The organism is Streptomyces sp. W1SF4 (assembly GCF_003950035.1).
In the GTDB taxonomy this organism is placed as follows: domain Bacteria; phylum Actinomycetota; class Actinomycetes; order Streptomycetales; family Streptomycetaceae; genus Streptomyces; species Streptomyces racemochromogenes.
Window position 1 is genome coordinate 257,563 of sequence record NZ_CP034351.1, and the last position, 22,225, is coordinate 279,787.

Here is a 22,225-nt window from a genome sequence, read left to right on the forward strand (position 1 = left end):
ATGAGCACGCCGCAGGACGCCGCCCCGCGCACCGCGATAGCCCGGGCCCGGCGACCGGTAGCGTGGTCACTCCGGACCGCGCAACACGTACGTCGTCAGACAGAGAAGGGACCAAGGCCATGAGCTCGCTACTTCAAGCAAGCGATCTCACCCACGAGGACAAGGTGGTGTGGCTGGAAGACCCCGCACAGCTCGACTACGTACGCCAGGCCCTCGACAAGACCCCGCGCAGGCGCGGCAAGCCCCGCTACTACCGCGACGGCCGCATGGTCGGCTTCGCCGAACTGTGCGACAGCGCGGAGGCCGACCCCGACAGCGGGCTCCAGAAGCGACGCGTCTTCTACCTCCTCCCGCACGACCGCGACGCGGAACCGGACGGCCTGTACCGGGCCGGCGCCCCCGGCGAGGCGGTGGACCCACGTACGGTCGAGCCGCGGCACGTCGGCATGAAGACGGAGCGGTCGCAGCGCGGAGCCGCGGGCGCGGCCACGCGCACCGTCGCCTGACGCGGGCCCGCGCGCCCGTACGTACGCAATTCGAAAATTCGGTCCCTTCAGTCCCTGAGTCCCTGACGTCAGCGCTCTGACCTGCGGGAACGGGCAGGGACTGAAGAGGAACGGCAGGGTCCGGACGGTCCGGCCTGTGCGGCCTGTGCGGACGGTTTCAGCGCGAGCCGTGCCGGGCCTCGGCCTCCTGGGCGGACGCCTCCAGGCGGTCGCGGTACTCCTGGTACCAGAGCTCGTCACCGCCGTCCATGTTGCCGTTGTCCTTCCGCATGCCGACCGTGCCGTCGATCAGCTCGCGGACGATGTCGGCGTGGCCGGCGTGCCGGTTCGTCTCGGCCGTCATGTGCAGCATGACCCGCTGGAGCGTCACGTCGCCGTTCTCGCCCCACCACGCGACGCGGCCCATCGCCTCCAGCGGCAGCTCCTCGATCGTCGCGTCCGCGTGCGCCCAGGCGCGGCGGTAGAGGCCGAGGACGTCCTCGCGCGACTCGTCGGTGGTCGCCCACATGTCCGCGTTGGGCTCGGAGCCCTCCTCGTACCAGGGCAGGGACTCGCCGTGCGGACGACCGAAGGTCGGGCCGAAGTAGCCGAGCTCCACACTGGCGAGGTGCTTGACGAGGCCGAGGAGGTTGGTGCCGGTCGGCGTCAGGGGGCGGCGGACGTCGTACTCGGACAGTCCGTCCAGCTTCCAGACGACCGCTTCGCGGGCCGCCTTGAGGTAGCGGTGCAGGTCGTCCTTGGGGTCATTGGGCTTCATGGAGCCGAGTCTCGCACCACCGCCGGTCCGTCTCCCCGGCATTTTCGCGGCGCGGGCCCGGCACTGGCGCGGGACGACGCGGGTTCAGCCCTCGCCGTCGTGGAGGCGCCGGTCGAGGTCGGTGGCCCAGTCCAGCGCCCACGCGCGGAGCGCGGCCGTCTCGGGCTCGGTGAGGCCGTAGGCGGTGAACTCCTCGTCGTCGGTCCATTCCGCGCCCGCGAGCCGGTCGCGGAGGTCGCAGAGGCGGAACTCGTCACGGCCGTGCCGTTCGCCGAGCCGCTCGAGTTCGCCCCGGGTGCGGTGCCGGGAGGCGGCGTGGACGTCGATGAGGTCGCGCGCGGTGCCGCGGTCGGCCAGGGCCCGCACCTTCGTGCCGATGACCGAGTCGAGGGCGAGGACGGGCCCGTACTCGGTCCGGGCCGGCGGGGTCCAGAAGTGCTCCTTGAGGACGTCGACCTCGCAGCGCTCGCCGGTGGCGGGATCGGTGACCACGAGCCGGGCCGAGAGCGGGTCCACCGCGATGGTCTCCACGCGCCAGCCGCGTGCGGCCAGGCCGTGCTCCAGGCCGGCGGCGATGTCGGCCATGGGGGCGGGGTTCTCGGTGGCCACGTCGAGGTCCTGGCTGACGCGCTCGACCAGGCCGTGGGCCTGGACCGCGTACCCGCCGGCGAGGACGAGCGGGTACGGGGAGCCGATGTCGATCACGGCGTCCAGGAGCCGCCGGTGCAGTCCGCTGAGCTTCACGCGGCCGCGGGGCCGGCTGCGGAAGCCGATGCGGGGGCCGGGGCCTGTGCCGGGGCCAGCTCGGGGAAGGTTTCCTCCCAGACCTGCCGGACGTGCCGGCTGACCAGCGTGCGCAGCACCGGCCACTGGGCGGCGAGCAGGTCGCGGTTGAGGAGCTTGACCAGGTCCTCGTGCTGCCCCTCGGCCAGGACCGTGCGGTACAGCCCCATCCGCAGGCGCGGCCGGTCCAGGTCATAGGAACGCAGCCCGGACCAGGCGACGTGCAGGGGCAGCTCGACCACGCCGTGCTCGGGGCCCGCCAGCTCGTCGAGGGCGGCGGGCAGCCGGCCCGCGTACCGGGTGCGCAGCACCTCGGCCGCCGACGGACCGGAGGTGGGGGAGTACGACGCGACCATGCCCCCGATTATCCCCCGTCCCGCCCGCCCCCGGTACCGCAGCCGCGTCATCCCGCTCACGGGTGGCCCGGAGGCATGCCCCCGGCCGCCGCCGGTCCCCGGCCCCGGGGTCCCGGCGCTCGGGGTCCCGGTCCCCGGCCCCGGGATCCCGGCCTTCGGGGTTCCGGTCCCCAGCCTTCGGGGTTCCGCCCTCCGGCCGGAGGGCATGCCCCGGCCGCCGCCGGTCCCCGGCCCCGGGGTCCCGGCCTTCGGGGTCCCGGCCTTCGGGGTTCCGGTCCCGGGCCTGCGGGGTTCCGCCCTCCGGCCTCCGGGGTTCCGGTCCCCGGCCTCCAGGGCCCCGCTCTCCGGCCTCCGGGGCCCCCGCCCCCGGGCGGACGCCTCATGCGCGCCCGCCGCAACCGGCCGCTCGCCGCCCCACGTCTCACGGGCATGACCGCTGCCCCGTACCGCCGTACCGCCGCACCGGACGTACCGTCATGGCCGCTCTGCGCCGACGCCCTGCCGGGCGGCGCCGGATGCCGGGGCCGGCGGGTCGAGCCGTACCCCGTCTGCCTGGCCCACCTTCCCGACGCCGAACGCGTCGCCCACCTCGCGGGACTGCGGCCCGGAGCCGACCTCGACCACCGCGGCACCCACCTCACCGAAGGGCTGCTCGGCGAACTCCTCACCGCGCTCACGGAGCCCTCCACGCCCGGCCCGCGCATCGGCCAGGCCCGGTTCGAGGAGGCGGTGTTCCCCGGCGCCGTGCGCTTCGACCTGGCGCGGATCGACGGCGACGCCCTGTTCGACGGGGCCGAGATCACCGGCGACGTCTCCTTCGACCGGGCCGAGATCGGCAGCCGCGCCCTCTTCCGGCAGGTGAGGATCGGCGGCGACGCCGCCTTCGAACGGATGAGGGTCCGCAGGCGTGCCGTGTTCGAGGGAGCGGAGGTCGGCGGCAGGGCCTCGTTCGAGCGCATGCGCGTGGGCGGCCGCGCCGTCTTCGACGGGCTGAAGACCGGGCGGGACGCGGGGTTCAAAGGCATCGAGGTCGACGGCTTCCTCTCCCTCGACCGGGCCCGCGTCGGCGGCGACTGCCACTTCGACCGGGCCCGGATCAGCGGCGGCACCACGCTCCGCAGGCTGACGGCCGGGGGCCGGATGTCGTTCGCGGGGGCGGCGTTCGAGGGCTCCGCCCGGCTCGGCCCGCTGGTCTGCGCGGGGACGCTGGACCTGTCCGAGGCGGTGTTCGGGTCCGCCATGACGCTGGAGGCCGCCGCGGCGGCCGTACGGTGCCGGCGCACGCGGTGGGCCTCCACGGCGGCGCTCCGGCTGCGGTACGCGGCCGTGGACCTCTGCGACGCGGTCGTCGAGAGCCCGCTGAGCATCAGCGCCCGGCCCCGGCCGTTCGCCGTGGACGGCGGGGAACCGGACGAAGCGGGCCTCTCGGGCGGGCCCGGCCGCCCGGACGACGGCGTGCGGATCATGTCGTTACGGGGAGTGGACGCCGCGCACCTGGTGCTGACCGGCGTGGACCTCACCGCGTGCCTGCTCGCCGGAACCGTCCACCTCGACCAGCTCCGGCTCGAAGGGACGTACGCCTTCGCCGCCGCCCCCGCCGGCCTGCGCCGACGCGGGATACGGCCCGTGCGCTGGACCCCGCGCCGGACGCTGGCCGAGGAGCACCACTGGCGGGCCACCCGCGGCCGGGCGGCCGACGGCTGGACGCCCGCGCCGGCGGGGGAGGAGGTGCTGGAGCCGGCGGTACTGGCCCCGGTGTACCGGCAGCTGCGCAAGGCCTTCGAGGACGGCAAGCACGAACCGGGTGCCGCCGACTTCTACTACGGCGAGATGGAGATGCGCCGCCACGCCGACGACATCCCCCGGGCCGAGCGAAGCCTGCTCACCGCGTACTGGGCGCTGTCCGGCTACGGGCAGCGGGCTTCGCGCGCCCTGGGCTGGCTCCTGGCGGCCATGACCGTCACCGTGCTGGCGATGATGCTGTGGGGCCTGCCGCGGAACGACCCGAAGCCGAGGACCACCGGCACGGTCGCCGGCCGCAGCATCACGATGACCACCGACCTCCCCGGCCCGGCCAACCCGGACGGCCCCTACCGCGAGCGGCTGACGACCGACCGGTTCGAGAAGTCCCTGCGGGTGGTCGTCAACTCGGTGGTCTTCCGCTCCTCCGGCCAGAACCTGACCACCGCCGGCACCTACACCGAGATGGCGTCCCGCCTCACCGAGCCGGCCCTCCTCGGCCTCGCCGTCCTGGCCGTCCGCAGCCGACTGAAGCGCTAGGCCGTGTCTTCCGGATCTTGCCTGACCCGCGCCGCCCGGCACCGCACCTCGCCGCGTTGGCGGTGCACCCGAGTACGTCCAGTACAAGGGCGCCCCGCCAACGCGCCGAGGCACGGCACCGGACGACGCGGGCTTAACCGGCAAGATCCGGAAGACACGGCCTAGCCGACGCCTACTCCTCGTCGCCGCTACGAGAGGGGCGTGGGCTTGCGGGGCGGCGGCGGGACGGCACGCAGGAGTTCCCACAGGGGGCGGGACCCGCCGGCCCACTGGGCGAGCAGGTGGCGGTCGACGAGGTGGAGCCGCTGGGACTTGGCGAACTCCCGGGCGGGGCCCGAGAACCGCCCGTTGGTGAGCATCACCAGGACGTCCCCGCCGTGGACCTGTCGGCCGGTGCCGTTCAGGACCTGGAGGTCGGGGGTGCCGACCGCGGACCCGGACCAGCCGGCCCTGCGGTGCTTGCACTGGATCACCCAGCGGCGGCCGTAGGGGTCGGTGGCCTTCACGTCCGCGCCGTTGTCGCCCCGGCCGCCCACCTTCTGCGCGTCGGAGCAGCCGTCGCGGTGCATGAGGTCCCGTACGGCGAACTCGAAGTCGTTGTAGTGGAGTCCGTCGAGCTGCTCGACGGCGTACCGCAGCCCCTGGGCCCGGACCCGCTCCCACCGCGCCGCTTCCCGCCGCCGCACCCACCACACCCAGCCGGCACCGGCCCCGGCGGCCGAGAGCAGGACCAGGATCCAGGGATGCGCGGCCAGCCACGACAGCAGCGCCGCGACCAGGGCGAAGGCCACCGCCGCCGCCAGCCCGAGCACCCACAGCTCCTCCGACCCACCGCGCCTGCCGCGCCCGCGGGCCCCGCGTCGCCTCACGGGCCGACGCCGGGTCACCGGCCGCTCACCGGGCTGGGGAAGACGATCGGGTACGAGACCGTCGGCTCCGGCCGGGGGGCCGGCTGGTTCTCCCACGCGGGCCACCGGATCGGATAGACCGAGGTCGAGGCCGGGACCGGCTGGTTCTGGTTCTGGTTCTGGGGTAAGCCCTGTCCTGCGTCCGTCCCGGCCCCGGCTCCGGCCCCGGCCGTTGTGGGCCCGTTGCCGAATATGAAGACGCCGGCCACGATCAGGCCCAGCACGGCGGTCTCCCGCCGGGCACCCGGCGGCAACCGGAAATGACTGCTGACCTTGGTGCCGTCCGACTTCACGTACGCGTTGATCCAGGGCACAGCCGTATCCCCCTCGGTGGTCGCGTCGCGCCTCCCCGCGCAACTGACCCATGAAAGCAGACGCCGCTGACAACACGTCACCATTCGGTCGCCTCTTGTGATCATCATTTGATCGGACCGTGACGTCTCCCCCGTGCGGGGGAGACGTCACGGTCCCGGCGGCCGACGTGCTCCAGGGGGCCCGGCAGGCAGAGTCTTCCCAGACGGGACGCGGTGGCGTGCCGGACGAGAATCCAGAACCAGACCTCGGGGGAAAGCCATGAAGACGACCACGACGACCACGACGACCACAACGGCCGAGACGACCACGACGGCCGAGACGACCACGACGGCGGTACGGCGGCCCTGGGCGGGCTACGTGGCCGCGGGTGCGGCCCTGGCGTACGCGGCTCCGCACTTCTGGTGGGGCGCCGGAGTCGGCGCGACGTTCCCCGGGGACTTCGCCTCCGCGCCGCACGGCACATGGGAGGCCGCCGTCGGGTACTGGGGGATGGGTGCCGTCGCCGTGGCGGGAGCCGTCGTCGCGCTCGCCCTGGTCACGCCCTGGGGCCGCCGGCTTCCGCGCCGTACGCTCTGCGCCCTGTCCCTCACCGCCTCGGCCGGCATGACCCTGTGGGGCTTCACCTACTTCGCGATGCAGTACCTGCTCGCCGCGGGCCGGGTCGTCTCCGCCCCCGCCTTCGCCGCCAAGGACGCCCACCCCCAGGTCGCCTGGGGCCTGTTCTGGTACGGGCTGTTCGTCCTGTGGGGGCTGATGCTCGGCCTGGCCGCCTGGACGAGACTGCGCGGCGACGCGGACCGGCCGGCCCCCTAGGACGGCCGCACCCGCTCGGCGACGGCATCGATGCCCGACGCCCGCAGCCTGCGGGCCAGCAGCTCCATCTCGGGCAGCGTGCCCGAGTGGGTCCCCGCCAGGACCCCGCTCAGAACGGCCCTGACCTCCCCCAGCCCGACGCCGAGTTCGGCCCGCAGCACCCGCATGACCACCGCGTTCCGCGCCGACGGCCCCACCCGCAGCCGGGCCGGCCCCTGCTCGGCGAGCATCCGGCTCCGCAGCCCGGCGGGCAGCTCACCCCCGCACACGGCCATCCCGGACCCGCAGGCCGGGCAACTGCATTCCGTGTCCCAGCGCAGCCGCCCGTTCATCAGGACCTGGACCCCCCACCACTGGGCCCGGCCACCACAAGCCTGGCATCCGTCCGTGTACTCCACGGACTCGAAGACCGCCTGCTCCATCCCCCACCCACCCCATCCGACTTCCGAGAGACGAGACTAAGGGCAGACCCCTGATGCCCTTCTCGTCGCCTGGGCGTGGCGAACCCGCGCGCGGCCGACCTGCCTATCCGGCGCGGACGAGGCTGCGTATTCGTGCAATGCCGAGCCTGGCGCGGTGGACACCGCCGCCCTTGAGCTTGCGGTCACGGAGGATCTTCCAGGCCTCATCCGGGCGCGGTGCAAACGCTTACACGTCGGCCATCGATCAGCCCTGGAGCCGATGGGCGATCGAAGTATGGAACCTGGGATCTTCAGTGACTAATCGTCGCAGAACTAGCGAATAGAATCGCTGGATATCCACTTATTTATGCATAAATTGGACAGAATGCTTTCGGGTCAGTGGATCCAATTTTCCGTTGCTGGTGGGTGTGGGTCAGTGAAGCATCTCCCCTCGTTCCCAACAGGGGGAATCAAGGGAGGGGATCTTGTGAAGATTTCCGGTAGAACCATCGCTCTCTCCATCGCGAGTGCGGCCATCGCGGCTGTAAGCCTCGCCGCGCCGGCCGCCGCAGATGCGTCCGTGGCCGCCAGTGCCTCCGGAGCCATCGTCACCGTCCACCACCGTGGTGACGGCACTCAGCCGCCTGCGAGTCTGGGCGACCCCTCTGAATGGGGTGTGGTGACGTTCAAGGTGGATACGGCGGCCGCATCCTTCGGTCCGCAGTCGCAGGCGTGCCTCAGCCCGTCCAGCGGTGGTACCTGGTGTTATGGCTGGTCGGCGAGGGAAGTCAGCCCCGGCGTGATCAACAAGTACTGCTACTCGAACTACCTTCACGGGTCAAAGGGGCACTCCTCCACGGTGAAGCTCGCGGGCGACACACGTCGGGTTTGGGCTCCGGCCGGTGGTACGTCCAACGCGAACCTGACTGCGGGTCTCGCCTACACCTGCTCCAGCTACTACAGCGTCGACTAGCTTCTGATCGCCCGCACCAAGAAGTAACTCAGCGGAAGGTGCGGTAGGTTGGCAAGCCGCTCCGAGGCTGCACGGTCGCCCGTGCCAGCCTCGGAGCGGCCGCGCCTCCACCTCGTACTCACTCACTGAACGGGGGAAGGAAAATCGCACCCTTTGTATGGGCCCGCATTGTTCCGGTGCTCGTGTCTCTCGGGGCGGGTCTGCTGGTCGGCCTGGCGGGCCCCCTGGCGGGGAAAACAGACAACCCTGTTTGCGCCGCCTTCGGTATTGTTTTCTCCAGTGGCTGGCCGTGGGCATGCTACGCGTTCTTGGTGGGCTCTTTTCGCCGATCCAAAATCGAGTCGATGTTGCTGGCGTCCCTGGGGTTGGCCATCGGCGTGGTCGTGTACTACGTATTCAAGGAGATGAACCCCACTATCCCGGTTGGGATGGAAGCCGCCACCTCTGTTCCGGCTGGAATGGAGATCGGATCCGGAAATTCCGGCCAAGGGCAGATCGTGGTCTGGGGGTTGGCGGCCTTCGTGTTCGGTGCACCCCTGGGGCTGATGGGGAACGTAGCGCGAACGCCCGGATTCGCCAGCGTCTTGTTCCGTCTGCTCGTTCCGTTCATCGCATTCTTCGAGGCGACCCAGCGATTGCGCGTGGAGGCGGCCTCGCAGGGGACGGTTTTCGCTGTCACCTGGAACGTGACTCGGGTCGCAGCATGCGTTGTCGCCCTTGCCCTCGTAGGACACGCAGTGTGGAGCCGGCGTGTTCGGCGTAGCCGAGCCGAACCAAGGCATCGTCGAACAGCCCCGGGAAGCTGATCGTCCCGAACACCTCGACAAGCGCGGCGCGGCTCCTCACGACGGGCGACGGCGGCCCCGCCGGCTACGGCCGACCGCGGGGTGTACCGCCCAGCGGGCAGGCCGGGCGTACGCACCCGCACCCCGGCCCCTCAGGCGGCGAGGGCGCGGACCACCGAGCGCAGCAGGCGGTCGTTCTCCGGGGCCGCGCCGCCCGGGAAGGCGTAGCGGCGGCGGGTGTAGGCGTACGCGAAGCCCTGGCGGGGGTCGGCCAGGGCGAGGGAGCCCGCGGCGCCGCTGTGGCCGAAGGCGCCCGCGCCGAGCACGGGGAAGTGGGGGCCGTAGCTCTGGAAGCCGAGGCCGAACGCCTTGGCCACGCCGCTGACGAGGTCCTTGCCCTCGGAGTGGATCCGGGCGAACTCGGCGGCCGTGTCCGGCTTCAGCAGGGGCCCCTGCCCCTCCAGCCCGAAGGCGGCGGCCGCGTACATGCCCGCCAGGCCGCGCGCCGAGCCGAGCCCGCCCGCCGACGCCTGGCCCCCGGCCCGCACGGCGCGCGAGTTGGGGAAGGCGTACAGGTCGACGTTGCCCGGGGCGTGCTTGTTGAAGGCGATCCCGCCCAGCCCGTACGGGCTCGCGGCGCCCGCCTCGATCTCGGCCGCCTGCTCCGGTGTCGGCAGCATCGGCAGCGTGCTCAGGACGCGCGGTTCCTCCGACTCCGGCAGCCCCAGCCACAGGTCCAGCCCGTACGGGGCCCGGACCCGCTCCTCGTACCAGTCCTGGAGCGTGCGCCCGGTGGCCCGGAACACCACCTCGCCGACCAGGGCGCCGATCACGAGGGCGTGGTAGCCGAAGAACCGCCCCGGCTGCCAGAACGGGCGCTGCCCCGCCAGCCGGGCCGCGATGGCCCGGTCGTCGGCCAGCTCCTCCATCGAGAACCCGGCGTCCACGCCGATCACCCCGGCCCGGTGGGCCAGCAACTCGCGCAGCGTGACCCCGCCCTTGCCTTCCGCGGCGAAGTCCGGCCAGTACGAGGCGACGGTCCGGTCCAGGTCCAGCAGGCCGTCCTGCACCAGCAGCGCCGTCACCAGGTACGCCGCACCCTTGGTCGACGAGAACACGCCGAGCAGGGACTCGGCGCCCACCCCCTGCGACCACAGGTCGACCACCCGCTCGCCGCCCCGGTACACCACCAGCTGCGCGCCGGGCGCGTGCTCCTCACCCGCGAGGAAGGCGCCGAACTCCGCCCGTACCCCTTCGAAACCGGCGACCACCGTGCCGTGGACTGCCATGCCCGCCCCACCCCTCCCGAACCGCATGTCGATCTTGCAGTTCGGGCAACCCGCCGCCCGGCGCTCCCTATTCCCGCGCGGCGATCCGGGGGAGGGGGGCTCAGATGGCAGTGGAGAGGGAGGTCCGGCGCCACTGGTCGAGCTCACGCCGTACCAGGTCCAGCTTCGCCTCGACGCGCTCCACCGCGTCCGCGCCCAGCTGGAGGCGCAGCGGCGGCTCGGCGGCCTCGGTGACGTCGACGACGGCCTTGGCCGCCTTGACGGGGTCGCCCGGCTGGAGCCCGTCGTTCGCGGCCATCGCCTCGCGCACCGGCCCCGCGCCGGCGGCGTAGTCGGCGATGGCCGCCGGTTCGACGCGGATGCTGGAGCCGCTGAGGAAGTCGGTGCGGAAGCCGCCCGGCTCGATGATCGTGACGCGGACGCCCAGCGGGGCGAGCTCCCCGTGCAGCGCCTCGGTGATGCCCTCCAGGGCGAACTTCGACGCGCCGTACAGCCCGACCGCCGGGGCGGTGGCGAAGCCGCCCACGGAGCCGATGTTCAGGACGTGTCCCGACCGCTGGGCGCGCAGCGTCGGCAGGGTCGCCCGCAGGGTGTTGAGGACGCCGAAGACGTTGACGTCGAAGAGGTCCCGGGCGGCCCGGTCGGAGGTCTCCTCGATCGCGCCCACGAGTCCGTAGCCGGCGTTGTTGACGACGACGTCGATCCGGCCGAACTCCGCCAGACCGGCCGCCACCGCGGCCTCCAGCTGCTCCGGCTCGGTCACGTCGGCGTCCACCGCCAGCAGGCCGTCCGGCTTCTCCGGGAACGCCTCGAGCAGCGCCGACGCGTTCCTCGCCGTGGCGATCACGCCGTGCCCCCGGCGCAGCGCCTCACGGGTGATCTCCGCGCCGAGTCCGCGCGATGCCCCGGTGACAAACCAAACGCCCATGTTCTCCCACAATCCGATCATCTGGCTGACTGACTGGCTGATGGTCCGAGGCTAGAAGCTAGAGTCGGGTCTAGATCAACAACTCTGTGACGGGGGTCACTCGTGGACTTGAGCATCGGCGAGGTGGCGCGGCGCAGCGGGCTGAGCGTGCACGCGCTCCGCTTCTACGAGCGGGAGGGGCTGTTCGCCAACCCGGTGCGCCGCCTGTCCAACGGCCGCCGCGTCTACCACGAGGCGGACGTGCAGTGGCTGGCGGTCTGCACCAAGCTGCGCTCCTCCGGCATGCCGCTGCCGGTGATCCGGCAGTACGTCGAACTGGCCCGCCAGGGCCCGGGCAACGAACACGAGCGGCTGGAACTGCTGCGCCGGCACGAGCGCCAGGTGGAGGCGCGGATCCGGGAGTTGGGGGAGGCCCTGGACGTGATGCGGCACAAGGTGCGGATCTACGAGGAGCACATCGCCCGCGGCGAGGCCGACCGCCTCTGGAACCCGTCACCCCGCCCGGAACCCGAGACGCCCTAGCCCCGGCCGGAAGCGCCGCCCGCCGCGGGGGCGGGGGTGAGCGGCTCGCCGTTCAGCTCGGTCTCGCCCGGGGAGTCCCACCACAGCTCCCCCTGCGGGGTGAGGTACGGAGTCATTTCATCCGCTTCTGTGCCCTGGTCGAGCGCGTCGGCCACCGCGGTCAGGTACACGGCCAGGGAGGGCCAGCCGTCGCCGAAGTGGCCGGTTTCGTCGTGTGACGCAGTGCCCAGGCGGCCCCGGCCGGGCCCCTCGCGCATGTCGATGACCTGGGAGTCGCCGTCGCTCTGCGCCCAGGGGATCCACTGCGGGTGCCACCAGGGTTCGTCGTCCTCACCGTCGCCGTGGGGCTGCGTCAGGTCGGGGTCGTCACCGGCGATCTCGACGCACATCCGCCAGTGGGCGAGCATCCCCGCGACGGACATGGGCGGTTGGCCGGGCAGCAGGTTCGCCCACTGGGTGATCCCGTCGTGGCAGGCCAGTGATTCCAGCAGGTCGGCGGGGAAGCGGACCCCCATCGCGTCCTGTGCCGCCTCGACTTCGACGGGGTCGGCCGGCGGCGCGAGCAGGGCGTACGAGGCGGGGGCGTGCCGGCGCGTCCAGGCGTCGATCCGGGCCCAGGAACGGGCCACCGGCTGCGGGGCGGGGAAGGCCAGGACCCTGCGCAGGCGGTCCAGGCCGCGGAGCCAGCGCGGGTACTCGACGGTCTCGGCCCAGAGTTCGCGCAGCTCGGACGGCTCGGCCGCGACGCGGTCCAGGGCGCGTACGGCGAGGTCCCGCAGGCCGGCCGGAAGCTCGGGGACGGGCAGGTCCGGCCCGTACGGGCTGGTGACGGGCCGCCCTCCGGGGCCCTGTGCGGCGACGAGCGCCGCTGCCGCCACCGCTTCGACGGCCAGGTGTTGGTCGAGGGGGTCCTCGGCGTCGAGGACGCGGACGAGCGCGTCCCGTACGAGGCCGGGCCGCTCGGCCTCGGCGGCATCGTCGAGGGTGCCGCCGAAGTCGGCGGCGGTGTCGTTGTCGAAGAGGCCGACGTCCCAGGTACCCATGGAGCTCCTTGAGGTGGGGTGCTCGGGGATGCTGTCAGCCGCCACTGACAGCGGCGTACGCGGGACGGGTCAGCGGACGGGTCAGCGGGACGGGTCAGCTTTCGCAGGGGCCGACTGCTCCGGCCAGTCGTCGCCGGTGAGGGTTGCCGTGAGCCGGCCGTCCTCCATGGCCACGCCGACGTCCGCGCCCCGCCGGGCGGCCGGGGCGAAGGCGGCGGGCGGGACGCGTTCGAGGAGGAAGACGAAGTGGAGCGTGAACGGCGGCTGGTCCTCGTGCGGGATGCCGTCGGCGTCCAGCTGGAGGTTGGCCTTCCAGGCCGCCTCGCAGAGCACGGACACGAAGAGGCCCGTGAAGTCGGCGTCGAGCAGGGCGTCGGCGTGGTCGATCAGGACGGCGGCGTCCCTGCTGTCGCCCCCGTGGCCGTGCCAGTCGTGCAGGCAGTCCACCAGGGCGGGCCAGTTCCGGCCGAAGTAGCCGGGGAACGACAGGGCCCGCGCGAAGGCGGCGAACAGCGAGGCCGGTTCCCGCATCTCCCGGCCGTCCAGCCGGAAGACGCGCCCGCCCCGTTCCCGGAGCGCGGCCGTCCCGGCCGTGACCCAGGGGTCGTCGCGGCGGGTGAAGACGACCCAGGGCGGGCGGCGTTCCGTGAGGGTGGGGGCGTGCGGATCGGGGGCGTCCGGGCGGGTGTCCATGGCCGATCCTCACACGGCGCCGGTCACGCCGTCCCGGTCCCCGGCACAGCCCCCGCCGCCACACGGCGTGCTCCAGTCCGGCCGCGTCGTGCCCGAGGAGCGCGGCGGCTTCCTCGTACGCCGCGCGCAGCCGCTCGTAGGGGAGGCCGGTGACGCCGGCGTCCGCGGCGAAGGCGCGCAGATGGACGTCGACGGCCACCTGCGAGCGGCCGACGAGGTTGCCGATGTAGTCGACGCTCTTCGGCCCGACCCCCTTCACCGTGCGCAGGGCGGCACGGTTGGACGGGTGGTCGAGCCAGGCGCGGAGGTCGTGGCGGGTGTCGACGCCGTGGCCGGCCAGGAGGTCGGTGAGGGTGCGGGCCGTCGCGACCTTGCGGGCGTGGTGGAAGCTCATGGCGACGGCGAGGTCCTCCGTGGCCAGACGGCGGCGGAACCCGCTGACCGTGCTCGCGTCCGGCCAGCTCTCCTGGAGCCGCAGGAGGCGCGGCCGCAGCGTGGCCTCGTAGTTGCAGCGGGGCTGGAAGCTGACGTCGCAGATGACGGCACCCATGTGCGTCCATCCGCCGGGCGGCGGGAACGGCCCTTCACCGAGGAGGTGCTGGACGTGGTCGGCGAGCCGCTGGGCGGGGCTGGGGACGGTCATGGGGCCATGGTGACGGCCCGACCCGGGGAGCGTCAGCCGAACGCCCTTGCCCGCCCGAAGAACGGGACCGAACGTGACCGAACTGGATTGAACGGGACCGAGCGGGGACCGCATGGAACCGGATCGACGCCGGCCCAAAAGGTGCCTGCGGCAAGTATGGTGACTACACGTAACTCGGTGATCGCAGCACCGTTCGCACGCGTACCCGGGCGCTGGGGGAGCGCTCGGTCCTGCTGACGCACCTGAGGAGTCCCCGCCGGGCGGCAGCCTGCGCCGGGACGGCACCACCCCACCCACGAGCCCTCGCGCGCGTTCCGCCGCACCCGGACCGCCGCGAGGATCCGCCGGCAGGCGGCCACGACAGAAAGCGTCACATGTCACACACAGCCAACTCAGGTCGGCCCACCGCCCTCGTGATCGGCGGCAGTGCCGCCGGCCTCTTCGCCGCCTCCGTCCTCGCCGAGTTCGCCGACGTCACGCTCATAGAGCGCGACACGCTGCCCTCCGGCCCCGAGGACCGCAAGGGGGTGCCGCAGGCCCGCCACGCGCACCTCGTCTGGAGCGGCGGCGTGCGGGCCTTCGAGGAACTCCTTCCCGGCTTCGTCGACGGCGTCGTCGCCGAGGGCGGCCGACTGGTCCCCATCATGGGTGACATGGTCTCCCGGGCCCCGAACGAGGTCTGGTTCCGTCGCTTCGGTGGCCGTGGCACGGGCAGCGGCGACGGCAGTGGCACCACCCCCCACCGCATCCTCGTGTGCTCCCGCAACCTCCTCGACCACGTCCTGCGCGACCACGTCCTGCGCGAGCACGTCCTGCGCGACCACGTCCAGCGCGCCCCCGGCACCGGCCGCATCACCGTCCACGAGGACTCCGTCGTCGAGCGCCTCGAAGGCACAGCGACCCGCGTCACGGGCGTCACCGCCCGGATCGGCACCGGGACGCGGACCCTGACCGCCGACCTGGTCGTCGACGCCTCCGGGCGCGGATCACGCGCCCCGGCCTGGCTCCAGGCCCTCGGCCTGCCCGCCGTCACCGAGCGGCAGGTCGACGCGGGAGTCGCCTACGCCACCCGCACCTTCCGGGCCCCCGGGACGACCGGCGAGGGCTTCCCGCTGGTCAACGTGCAGGCCAGCCCGGCCAAGGCCCCCGGCCAGGGCGGGATCATCCTCCCCGTCGAGGACGGCCGGTGGATCGTCACCCTCTCCGGCTCGCGCGGCGGCGAACCCACCAAGGACCCCGACGCCTTCGCCTCCTTCGCCCTGGGCCTGGGCGACCCCGTCATCGGCGAGCTCATCAAGGACGCCGAACCCCTCGGCGACGTCGTGACCACGCGCAGCACCGCCAACCAGCGCCGCTACTACGAGAAGATGAAGGACTGGCCCGACGGGTTCGTCGTCCTGGGCGACGCCGTCGCCGGCTACAACCCCGTCTACGGGCACGGCCTCACCGTGGCCGCCCAGTCCGCCCTCGCCCTCAGGGCCGTACTGGCCGACGCCGGTCCCACCGCCCCCGGCGCGGCCCGCCGCGTGCAGCGCGCGGCGGCGCGGCCCGTCTCCGCCGCATGGGACCTGGCCGTGGGCCAGGACGCCTGCTACCCCGATGCCGGCGCCACACCGCCCAGGGCCGTCGAGCGGCTCCTCACCCGGTTCGTCGACCGCGCCGTCGAGACGGCCGCCCGCAGCCCCCGGGCGCTCGGCGCCCTGTTGGACGTCATGAGCCTGGAGAAGCCCGCGACCCGGCTGTTCTCCCCCGACGTGCTGGTCCCGATGCTCTTCGGCCCGCGGAAGCCGCACCTCCAGGCACCCCCGCTGACCGACGCCGAACGCAAGGCCGCCGCCGCGCCCAGCCAGGATCCTTCCTCCCGCCTCGGGTGAGAGACCGGCTTCCTGCCACGGCTGTGGCAGATTGGCCGGAGTTCTATGGAACACCTGCCACTGCTGTGGCAGCATCGGCGTTGCGGCTGCCACTCCAACGGCCCTGCCACCCCGGCACCCCGGGATGGTCCGTCCTGCGCGACTTCGGGAGACCAGCCGGTGACAGCCTTCTCCGTATCGGCGGCGACCGTCCCGCAGTTGGCCGAAGCCGTGGGACGTATCGCCGACCTGGGGGCCAAGCTCGGCCGGAGCCGGGACGAGGTACTGGTCCCGGAGGAACTGCACCGCGCCTGCGGGGTTCCCCTCGACGTCGTACGGGCACTCCTCCAGGGCCGCCCAGCCGGTGAGCCGGACATCCACAAGAGGTTCCGGCAGCGCCTCGACCTCCTCCACGAGACGTACCGCAAGGAGAACGGCCGGAAGTTCTCGCACGGCGAGATCGCCCGGCAGAGCGGCATCTCCCGGCAGCAGGTGCAGGCGCTGCTCGGCGGCGACCGCCGGCCGACCATGGACCACTGCGCACGCCTGGAACGCTTCTTCGGGCGCCCGGCGGGCTTCCTCCAGTCCGAGGACACCGAGGCCCTGAGCTGCGCGCTCGCCGTCGTGGAGAAGTCGCTGCTCCAGGAGTACCAGGAACACAGCGAGCGCGGCGCGCTCGCGGCGGCCCCGGCCGACGCCGGCCGCCGCCCGAGTCTGTACGAGCGCCACGGCGTCGACGGCATCGCCCTGCGCGCCGCCCTGCTGCCCGACCAGGGGCGCACCAAGCTGCTCGAATGGCTCGACAACTACATGGAGGAGCGCGCGGCCGAAGGAGATTCGGCGGGACGGCAGGAGCCGGCCGGCGATGCGTACTGAGACGTGCTGTTCCGTACGCGCCAGGGGACTCGGGGGGCACTGCCCCGCACCGGTCGTGGCGCGACGGGCAGGTGAGGCGACCGGCCGCTGTGCGGGGGCGGTGCCGGCAGGTCGCACGGAATCCGCCGGGGCGCGAACTCCCGCCCCCCGCGGAACAGGGTCAGGGGAGAAACACGTGTTCAGGCAGCGGGAGATGCGGCAGTCCATCGGTGCCCTCGTCGACGGGATCGGCCATCTGAAGTCCCCGGTCCCGGCAGAGGTGGTCTGCCGCGCGCTGTGCGACGCCATGGGGGAGCGCCGAAAGCGGAAGATCGAGTTTCAGACCATGCCCTTCCCGCCGGGCACGGTCAGCGGTCTCGCCCTGAACATCGGGGACCGGGACCTCGTCATCGTGGAACAGAAGACCGTGGCCGAGCACCAGATCGTCATCACCGGGCACGAGCTGCGCCACCTGGAACTGGGCCACTGCCACGACCACACGTCCGAGGACTCCGCGGCGGCCCGGCTGCTGGGCCACGACGCCGACTTACGACAGGTCGTGGAGTCGGCCCTCGCCGTCGCCGGACGCCACGGTCCCGACCTCCCGGAGGAGGATCCCGAGGCCACCAGGCAGCACGAGGAACAGGAGCGGGCCGCGGAGCGGTACGGCCTGGAACTGGCCCACGCCGTCCGGCACCTGCTGACGGCTCCCGGCGCTCCCGCTCACGACCGCGGCACCCCGTCCGGCCGGATCGCGGCCGCGCTGGGCCGGCCCGGCGCACGGGGCTGACCCGTGTCCGATCCCGCCTTCCTCATCCCCGCCGTACTGGGCACCCTGGCCGTGCTCGTAAGGCTCCCCAGCCTGCGCAGGAACGCCCGCGACCCCCTCCTGCGGTCCGTGGCGGCGTACCTGCTGACGGCCACGGGCGTCCTGTACTTCGGGGCGCCCTCCATGATCGTTAAGGTCAACGAGACGACGGGCGTGCCGAACTTCGCCGCGCCCCTCCTCTACTCGATCCTGATGGCCTGCTGCGGATCCGGCATCATCCTGATCATCAACTGGCGCGGGGGCCCGCCGGCCCGCATCCGCCGGGCCACACGCTGGTGCGCGGCGACGTACGCGGGCCTGGCCGCCGCGATGTACGTGCTCTTCGCCCTCGGCGAGGCGCCCGTCGAACGGCTCCAGGACCTGGACACCTACTACGCCAACACGCCGTACATGCGCGAGATGATCGTGCTCTACCTGGTGGGCCACTCCGCCGCGGCGGTGCTCATGGCCTCCCTGGGCCGGCGCTGGCTGAGCGCCGTGTCCCGGGAGCTCCGCGCGGGCCTGGGCCTCATGATCGCCGGCTGCACCCTCGCCCTCGGCTTCGACCTGTGCAAGTTCGCGGCCCTGGGCGCCCGATGGGCCGGAGCGGACTGGGACGTCCTGAGCACGAAGGCGGCACCGCCCTTCGCCGCGGCCTCCTTCTGCTCCATCCTCCTCGGATTCGGCGTCCCCCTCATCGTGCAGCGCTTCGAGGAACCCTGGAGGGACTGGACCCGGTACCGGAGGCTGGGCACCCTCTCACGCCTGCTCCACGGGCTGACGTCGGCCGCGGCAGTGGTGCGGATGCCCTTGCTCGCCACCGTGGGCGTACGCCGACTGCACCGCGAAGCGGGCATCCACGACGGACTGCTCACCCTCAACCCCTACTTCGACTTCGACCTGAGGGCCCGCGCACTCGCCGACGCGCTGGCCGGCGGCGCCACCGACGAGGACGCCGCCGCCGAAGCGGACGCGCTCATGGTCATCGCCGCGGTCGACGCGCGGCGCGCCGACCCCGAGGGCCGCGTCGTCGCCTCCTTCAAGGAGCTCCGGCCGCAACCCGCCGGAAGGAGCGACCTCGTACGGCTCTCGCTCGCGCTGGAGCGTCTTCTCCCCAGGGAACCGCGCAGCCCCGCCCCGGAGGGGGTGCACGCATGACCACCCTGTACTTCTACCTCCTCGTCGGCGTCCTCTCCGCGGCCTTCGCACTGAGGGTCCCCAGACTCGTCAGGCACTGGCGCGATCCCCTCGTCCGCTCGGTGTCCCTGCTCCTGCCGCTGGGCGCCGCCGTCTTCTTCTTCGCGGCGCCGCCGACGATCTCCCAGGTGAACGCGCTCACGGGCATCCCCAACTTCTCGGTCCCGCTCGTCTACGGCATCGTCACCGCCGCCAGCGCCGCACTGATCAACCTCACCATCATCTGGCGCGGCGGCCCGGAGGAACGGCGCCGGGCCGCCACCCGCTGGTGCGTCGGCATCTACGGAGCGGTGATCGCCACCCAGTTCACCCTGTTCGCCTACGGCGAGGCACCCGTGGAACGCCGCCTGGACTTCGACACCTACTACGCCACCACCCCCTACCTCCGGGAAATGGTCGTCCTCTGCGTGCTCTCGTACGGGCTGGCGAACCTGGTCCTGGCCCGTCTGTGCTGGCGCTGGTCCCGTGAGATCCCGGGCCTCCTGCGCAGCGGACTGCTCCTCATCGTGACCGGCTCGTCCCTGAGCCTCGTGTACGTCGCCTGCAAGCTGCTGGCCATCGGCGCGCGATGGGCCGGCCACGACTGGGACGGCATCAGCACCACCCTCGCCCCGACGGTGTCCTCCCTGGCCTCGCTCCTCCAGTGCGTCGGCCTCGCCCTGCCCTCGGCGAGCCAGGCGGCGGCGGGCCTGTGGCGACGGTGGTCCCAGTACCGGCGGCTGCGCCCGCTGTGGCTGGTCATGCGCGCGGTGACCCCCTACGAACCGGTGCGCATCCCCTGGTGGTCCTCGCTAGGCAAACGCCAGCTCCGCCGGACCTGCGACATCCGCGACGGACTCCGGCTTCTCGCGCCGCGCCTGGGCCACCCGGCACCGGCCGGGGAACAGCCGCACACCCCCTCCGGCGGGCCCCGAACGGACGCGGAACGCCATGTCGCCATGCTGGTCGCGGCGTTCGACGCCCTGCGCGGCACCCCGCCCGGCCGGGCGGGAAGCGGCGCCGAGGACATGCTCTCGATCGACGACGAAGAACTGGTCCGGCTCTCGGACGTGCTGCGCGTCCTCGCCGTACTCGACGAGACCTCCACCCGGGAATGCGGGCGGCCGTCCCCCTCGCGGAACGGTTCCGACCTGGTCGGACCGCACCGCGACACTCCGCCGGCGCCACTGGGCCGCGCGGATGCCTGACTGACCGGCCCTCCCCGCACCCGCACGGCCCCCGGCCCGTGCCGACCCCACGTCCCCCGTCCCCGCCCGCCGGCGGCGGCACACGAGAGAGCAGCCAGATGCCCCACCTCACCCGCACACCCGCGCGCCCGGTACGGCGCCGGGCCATCGTTATCGGCGGCAGCCTGGCCGGAACCCTGGCAGCCGCCGCGTTGCGTGAGGCGGTGGACGAAATCCTCATCCTCGAGAACGACGAACTGCCGACCGGGCCGGGCCCGCGCAGGGGCCTTCCCCAGGCGAGCCACGCCCACATGTTCTGGAGCACCGGAGTGCACGCCACCGAAGCCCTCCTGCCCGGCGTCACCGACCGGTGGATGTCCGCCGGCGCGAACCGCATCCCCATCCCCACCGGCATGGTCGCCTTCACCCCCGAGGGCTGGCTCCGCCGCTGGAGCGCCGAGACCGCCTTCCTCATCGCCTGCAGCCGCGGCGTGCTGGACCACGCCGTACGCGAACTCCTGCTGGCCGACCCCGCGGTGACCGTCCTCCACCGCACCCGGGCCGACGCCCTCACCGGCACCGCCGACCGCGTCACCGGTGTCCGCATCCGCGGGGCGGACGGGCGGGAGGCGGTCCTGGAAGCCGACTTCGTCGTCGACGCGAGCGGACGGGGATCCAGGGCCCCGCGGCACCTGGAGGACCTGGGCGTCAGACCCGCACCCGAGCGTTCCCTGGACCTCGGCCTCACGTACGCCAGCCGGATCTTCCGCGCACCCGAGGGAACGACCGGCTTCCCCCTCGTCGTCGTGCAGTCCGACCCCCGCACGGCACGCCCCGGGCAGAGCGCCAGCATCCTCCCCATCGAGGACGGCCAGTGGATCGTCACCACGGCCGGAACCAGAGGAGGCGAACCCACCGCGAGCAGCGCGGACTTCGAGCCCTTCGCCCGCGGGCTGCGCCACCCCCTCATCGGCGGGATGATCTCCGGGCTGGAGCCGCTGACCGGCGTCACGGTCAGCCGCAGCACCCGAAACGTCCGCCGCTACTTCGAGAACGTCAGGAACTGGCCGGAGCGCTACGTCGTGCTCGGCGACGCCCTGGCGGCGTTCAACCCCATCTACGGGCACGCCATGTCCGTGGCCGCCCAGGCCGCGCTCGTGCTCCGCGACCTCGTCTCCGCCCACGGAATCGACGCTCCCCGGCTCGCGCGGCGGGTCCAGAAGGCCGTCGCCAGACCGGTCGCGGCGGCCTGGGACCTGGCACTCGGCCACGACGTCTTCTACCCGGGGGTCCAGGGCAGCGCCCACCGCACCCCGACGCTCAAGGACAAGCTGGTGTCCGGCTACACCTACCGCCTGCTGAAGACCTGCTGCGGCAGCCCCACCATGACCAGGGACTTCTTCGACGTCACCTCCCTCCAGGCCCCCCTCACCACCCTGGTCAGGCCGCGCGTCCTCCTGGGCGCCCTGCGCGGCCCCCTCCGCCCACCCCTGACCGGCCCGCCCCTCACCCCCACCGAGCGCACCCTCGCCCACTCCCCGGCCCGCACCTGAGCGGGCCGCACCGGCTCTGGTGTACCCAACCGGACCCGTACCGCGGCCTCCCGGCCGTGAGGGCCGGTCAGGATTCACCGTTGCGGGGCGGCGGCGGGGCGTGTTGGCTTTGGATCATGGTCGGCGACCGCGCCGGCGTGTTGACCAGGGGGGAACCATCGCATGCGCAATCTCCGAGTCCGAGTCCGTATGACCGCGGTCGCGGTCGCGGCGTCCGGCGTCGTCGCCGGGGGCGCGCTCGCGACCGGCATGGCCCGGGCCGCCGATCCCACGACGCCGGATCCGATACCGAGCCCGAGCACCACCTGCGCGTCACCGGCCCCGACCCCGCCTCCGAGCCTCGGGCCGGTCCCGACGTGGGCCCCGACCTCTGCTCCGACGCGCACGCCGGTCCCGTCGTACGAGCCGACTCCGACCGCGGTTGCGGCGCCGGACCTCACCGCGGCGCCCACACCCGTTCCGACGTCCGCCCCGAGCCCTGCTCCGACGTCCACGGCCGTTGCGACGTACGCCCCGACGCCGGCCTCCACGGCGGTCCCCACCCCCGTGCCGACGCCGACTCCGACGTCCGTACCGGCCTCCCCGCCGGCCCCGTCGCCGAGCCCCACGTGCACCTCGGCCCCGACCGCCACGCCCGGTCCGACGGCGAGCCCGTCCACGTCCGTGCCGACCCGAGGGCCGGTTCCGACGCCGCCCCCCACCCGCGTACCGCCGGCCTCCGCGCTCCCCGCAGTGCGATAGGGGCCGCGCAAGCCCCTGATCGGGTGCCGGGCGGCGCCGACCACTCGAACGTGTGGG

The 22,225-nt window shown here is 73.2% G+C and carries 21 protein-coding genes and 1 pseudogene; 11 read left to right on the forward strand and 11 right to left on the reverse strand.

Features of this window, described 5'->3' with window-relative positions; translation table 11 throughout:
- Positions 1–119 precede the first annotated feature (119 nt).
- Positions 120–506: a DUF6009 family protein gene (locus tag D1J60_RS35045; RefSeq protein WP_042804613.1), complete on the forward strand. Its 387-nt coding sequence runs from the start codon at positions 120–122 to the stop codon at positions 504–506.
- 157 nt (positions 507–663) lie between these two features.
- On the opposite strand, the gene D1J60_RS35050 is transcribed toward D1J60_RS35045, so the two are convergent.
- The 3 genes from D1J60_RS35050 to D1J60_RS35060 all read right to left on the reverse strand — a co-directional run bounded on the left by D1J60_RS35050 (position 664) and on the right by D1J60_RS35060 (position 2,402).
- Positions 664–1,263, reverse strand: a complete 600-nt coding sequence (locus D1J60_RS35050; RefSeq protein ID WP_125824549.1) for a DinB family protein — start codon at positions 1,261–1,263, stop codon at positions 664–666.
- 84 nt (positions 1,264–1,347) lie between these two features.
- The gene (locus D1J60_RS35055) at positions 1,348–2,007 is read right to left on the reverse strand and encodes a nucleotidyl transferase AbiEii/AbiGii toxin family protein (RefSeq protein ID WP_125824550.1); all 660 of its coding nucleotides are present in this window, start codon (positions 2,005–2,007) and stop codon (positions 1,348–1,350) included.
- Positions 2,004–2,402, reverse strand: coding sequence for a hypothetical protein (locus D1J60_RS35060; RefSeq protein ID WP_125824551.1), 399 nt, complete (start codon positions 2,400–2,402; stop codon positions 2,004–2,006). Before D1J60_RS35060 ends, D1J60_RS35055 begins: the two co-directional genes overlap by 4 nt.
- Positions 2,403–2,831: 429 nt before the next feature.
- On the opposite strand from D1J60_RS35060, the gene D1J60_RS35065 reads away from it, so the two are divergent.
- The gene (locus D1J60_RS35065; protein ID WP_241253667.1) at positions 2,832–4,682 is read left to right on the forward strand and encodes a pentapeptide repeat-containing protein; all 1,851 of its coding nucleotides are present in this window, start codon (positions 2,832–2,834) and stop codon (positions 4,680–4,682) included.
- Positions 4,683–4,870: 188 nt separating this feature from the next.
- Here D1J60_RS35065 and D1J60_RS38425 read toward each other — a convergent pair whose 3' ends face one another.
- Positions 4,871–5,500, reverse strand: a complete 630-nt coding sequence (locus tag D1J60_RS38425) for a restriction endonuclease (protein ID WP_241253705.1) — start codon at positions 5,498–5,500, stop codon at positions 4,871–4,873.
- A 65-nt stretch (positions 5,501–5,565) separates the two neighbouring features.
- Positions 5,566–5,904, reverse strand: coding sequence for a hypothetical protein (locus D1J60_RS38430; protein ID WP_241253668.1), 339 nt, complete (start codon positions 5,902–5,904; stop codon positions 5,566–5,568).
- Between the two features lie 259 nt (positions 5,905–6,163).
- On the opposite strand from D1J60_RS38430, the gene D1J60_RS35075 reads away from it, so the two are divergent.
- Positions 6,164–6,718: a DUF3995 domain-containing protein gene (locus tag D1J60_RS35075; RefSeq protein WP_241253669.1), complete on the forward strand. Its 555-nt coding sequence runs from the start codon at positions 6,164–6,166 to the stop codon at positions 6,716–6,718.
- On the opposite strand, the gene D1J60_RS35080 is transcribed toward D1J60_RS35075, so the two are convergent.
- Positions 6,715–7,140: a hypothetical protein gene (locus D1J60_RS35080; RefSeq protein WP_125824553.1), complete on the reverse strand. Its 426-nt coding sequence runs from the start codon at positions 7,138–7,140 to the stop codon at positions 6,715–6,717. The two genes, D1J60_RS35075 and D1J60_RS35080, sit on opposite strands and share 4 nt — an antisense overlap.
- Before the next feature lie 103 nt (positions 7,141–7,243).
- Positions 7,244–7,345 (reverse strand): annotated as a pseudogene (locus tag D1J60_RS38435) (IS5/IS1182 family transposase); the annotation flags it as partial.
- Between the two features lie 261 nt (positions 7,346–7,606).
- Between D1J60_RS38435 and D1J60_RS35085 the strand changes: the two are divergent.
- The gene (locus D1J60_RS35085) at positions 7,607–8,092 is read left to right on the forward strand and encodes a lactococcin 972 family bacteriocin (protein WP_164721109.1); all 486 of its coding nucleotides are present in this window, start codon (positions 7,607–7,609) and stop codon (positions 8,090–8,092) included.
- Between the two features lie 937 nt (positions 8,093–9,029).
- On the opposite strand, the gene D1J60_RS35095 is transcribed toward D1J60_RS35085, so the two are convergent.
- Together D1J60_RS35095 and D1J60_RS35100 are read right to left on the reverse strand one after the other, a co-directional pair.
- Complete coding sequence (locus D1J60_RS35095; RefSeq protein WP_125824555.1) at positions 9,030–10,166, reverse strand: serine hydrolase domain-containing protein; 1,137 nt, start codon at positions 10,164–10,166, stop codon at positions 9,030–9,032.
- 100 nt (positions 10,167–10,266) lie between these two features.
- Positions 10,267–11,094: an oxidoreductase gene (locus tag D1J60_RS35100; RefSeq protein ID WP_125824556.1), complete on the reverse strand. Its 828-nt coding sequence runs from the start codon at positions 11,092–11,094 to the stop codon at positions 10,267–10,269.
- Positions 11,095–11,196: 102 nt separating this feature from the next.
- On the opposite strand from D1J60_RS35100, the gene D1J60_RS35105 reads away from it, so the two are divergent.
- Complete coding sequence (locus D1J60_RS35105; protein ID WP_125824557.1) at positions 11,197–11,616, forward strand: MerR family transcriptional regulator; 420 nt, start codon at positions 11,197–11,199, stop codon at positions 11,614–11,616.
- Here D1J60_RS35105 and D1J60_RS38915 read toward each other — a convergent pair.
- Both D1J60_RS38915 and D1J60_RS35115 read right to left on the reverse strand, forming a co-directional pair.
- Positions 11,613–12,659, reverse strand: a complete 1,047-nt coding sequence (locus D1J60_RS38915; protein WP_125824558.1) for a DUF4259 domain-containing protein — start codon at positions 12,657–12,659, stop codon at positions 11,613–11,615. The two genes, D1J60_RS35105 and D1J60_RS38915, sit on opposite strands and share 4 nt — an antisense overlap.
- Positions 12,660–12,740: 81 nt before the next feature.
- Positions 12,741–13,352, reverse strand: coding sequence for a barstar family protein (locus D1J60_RS35115; RefSeq protein WP_125824559.1), 612 nt, complete (start codon positions 13,350–13,352; stop codon positions 12,741–12,743).
- Positions 13,353–14,369: 1,017 nt separating this feature from the next.
- On the opposite strand from D1J60_RS35115, the gene D1J60_RS35125 reads away from it, so the two are divergent.
- From D1J60_RS35125 to D1J60_RS35150, 6 genes are all read left to right on the forward strand, one after another.
- Positions 14,370–15,869, forward strand: a complete 1,500-nt coding sequence (locus D1J60_RS35125) for an FAD-dependent monooxygenase (protein ID WP_125824560.1) — start codon at positions 14,370–14,372, stop codon at positions 15,867–15,869.
- A gap of 159 nt (positions 15,870–16,028) precedes the next feature.
- On the forward strand, positions 16,029–16,724 hold the full coding sequence (locus D1J60_RS35130) for a helix-turn-helix transcriptional regulator (RefSeq protein ID WP_241253670.1): 696 nt from the start codon (positions 16,029–16,031) through the stop codon (positions 16,722–16,724).
- Between the two features lie 175 nt (positions 16,725–16,899).
- Positions 16,900–17,493, forward strand: a complete 594-nt coding sequence (locus D1J60_RS35135) for a toxin-antitoxin system, toxin component (protein WP_241253671.1) — start codon at positions 16,900–16,902, stop codon at positions 17,491–17,493.
- Between the two features lie 3 nt (positions 17,494–17,496).
- The gene (locus D1J60_RS35140) at positions 17,497–18,669 is read left to right on the forward strand and encodes an MAB_1171c family putative transporter (RefSeq protein WP_125824562.1); all 1,173 of its coding nucleotides are present in this window, start codon (positions 17,497–17,499) and stop codon (positions 18,667–18,669) included.
- Complete coding sequence (locus tag D1J60_RS35145; RefSeq protein WP_125824563.1) at positions 18,666–19,895, forward strand: MAB_1171c family putative transporter; 1,230 nt, start codon at positions 18,666–18,668, stop codon at positions 19,893–19,895. Before D1J60_RS35140 ends, D1J60_RS35145 begins: the two co-directional genes overlap by 4 nt.
- 98 nt (positions 19,896–19,993) lie before the next feature.
- Positions 19,994–21,427: an FAD-dependent oxidoreductase gene (locus D1J60_RS35150; protein ID WP_125824564.1), complete on the forward strand. Its 1,434-nt coding sequence runs from the start codon at positions 19,994–19,996 to the stop codon at positions 21,425–21,427.
- Positions 21,428–22,225: the final 798 nt, after the last annotated feature.

What these genes read in the sequence shown, in the direction of transcription:
- D1J60_RS35045 (WP_042804613.1), top strand. Translation starts at nt 120, where the DNA reads ATGAGCTCGCTACTTCAAGCAAGCGATCTCACCCACGAGGACAAGGTG.
- D1J60_RS35050 (WP_125824549.1), bottom strand. Translation starts at nt 1,263, where the DNA reads ATGAAGCCCAATGACCCCAAGGACGACCTGCACCGCTACCTCAAGGCG.
- D1J60_RS35060 (WP_125824551.1), bottom strand. Translation starts at nt 2,402, where the DNA reads ATGGTCGCGTCGTACTCCCCCACCTCCGGTCCGTCGGCGGCCGAGGTG.
- D1J60_RS35065 (WP_241253667.1), top strand. Translation starts at nt 2,832, where the DNA reads ATGACCGCTGCCCCGTACCGCCGTACCGCCGCACCGGACGTACCGTCA.
- D1J60_RS35075 (WP_241253669.1), top strand. Translation starts at nt 6,164, where the DNA reads ATGAAGACGACCACGACGACCACGACGACCACAACGGCCGAGACGACC.
- D1J60_RS35080 (WP_125824553.1), bottom strand. Translation starts at nt 7,140, where the DNA reads ATGGAGCAGGCGGTCTTCGAGTCCGTGGAGTACACGGACGGATGCCAG.
- D1J60_RS35095 (WP_125824555.1), bottom strand. Translation starts at nt 10,166, where the DNA reads ATGGCAGTCCACGGCACGGTGGTCGCCGGTTTCGAAGGGGTACGGGCG.
- D1J60_RS35100 (WP_125824556.1), bottom strand. Translation starts at nt 11,094, where the DNA reads ATGGGCGTTTGGTTTGTCACCGGGGCATCGCGCGGACTCGGCGCGGAG.
- D1J60_RS38915 (WP_125824558.1), bottom strand. Translation starts at nt 12,659, where the DNA reads ATGGGTACCTGGGACGTCGGCCTCTTCGACAACGACACCGCCGCCGAC.
- D1J60_RS35115 (WP_125824559.1), bottom strand. Translation starts at nt 13,352, where the DNA reads ATGGACACCCGCCCGGACGCCCCCGATCCGCACGCCCCCACCCTCACG.
- D1J60_RS35125 (WP_125824560.1), top strand. Translation starts at nt 14,370, where the DNA reads ATGTCACACACAGCCAACTCAGGTCGGCCCACCGCCCTCGTGATCGGC.
- D1J60_RS35145 (WP_125824563.1), top strand. Translation starts at nt 18,666, where the DNA reads ATGACCACCCTGTACTTCTACCTCCTCGTCGGCGTCCTCTCCGCGGCC.
- D1J60_RS35150 (WP_125824564.1), top strand. Translation starts at nt 19,994, where the DNA reads ATGCCCCACCTCACCCGCACACCCGCGCGCCCGGTACGGCGCCGGGCC.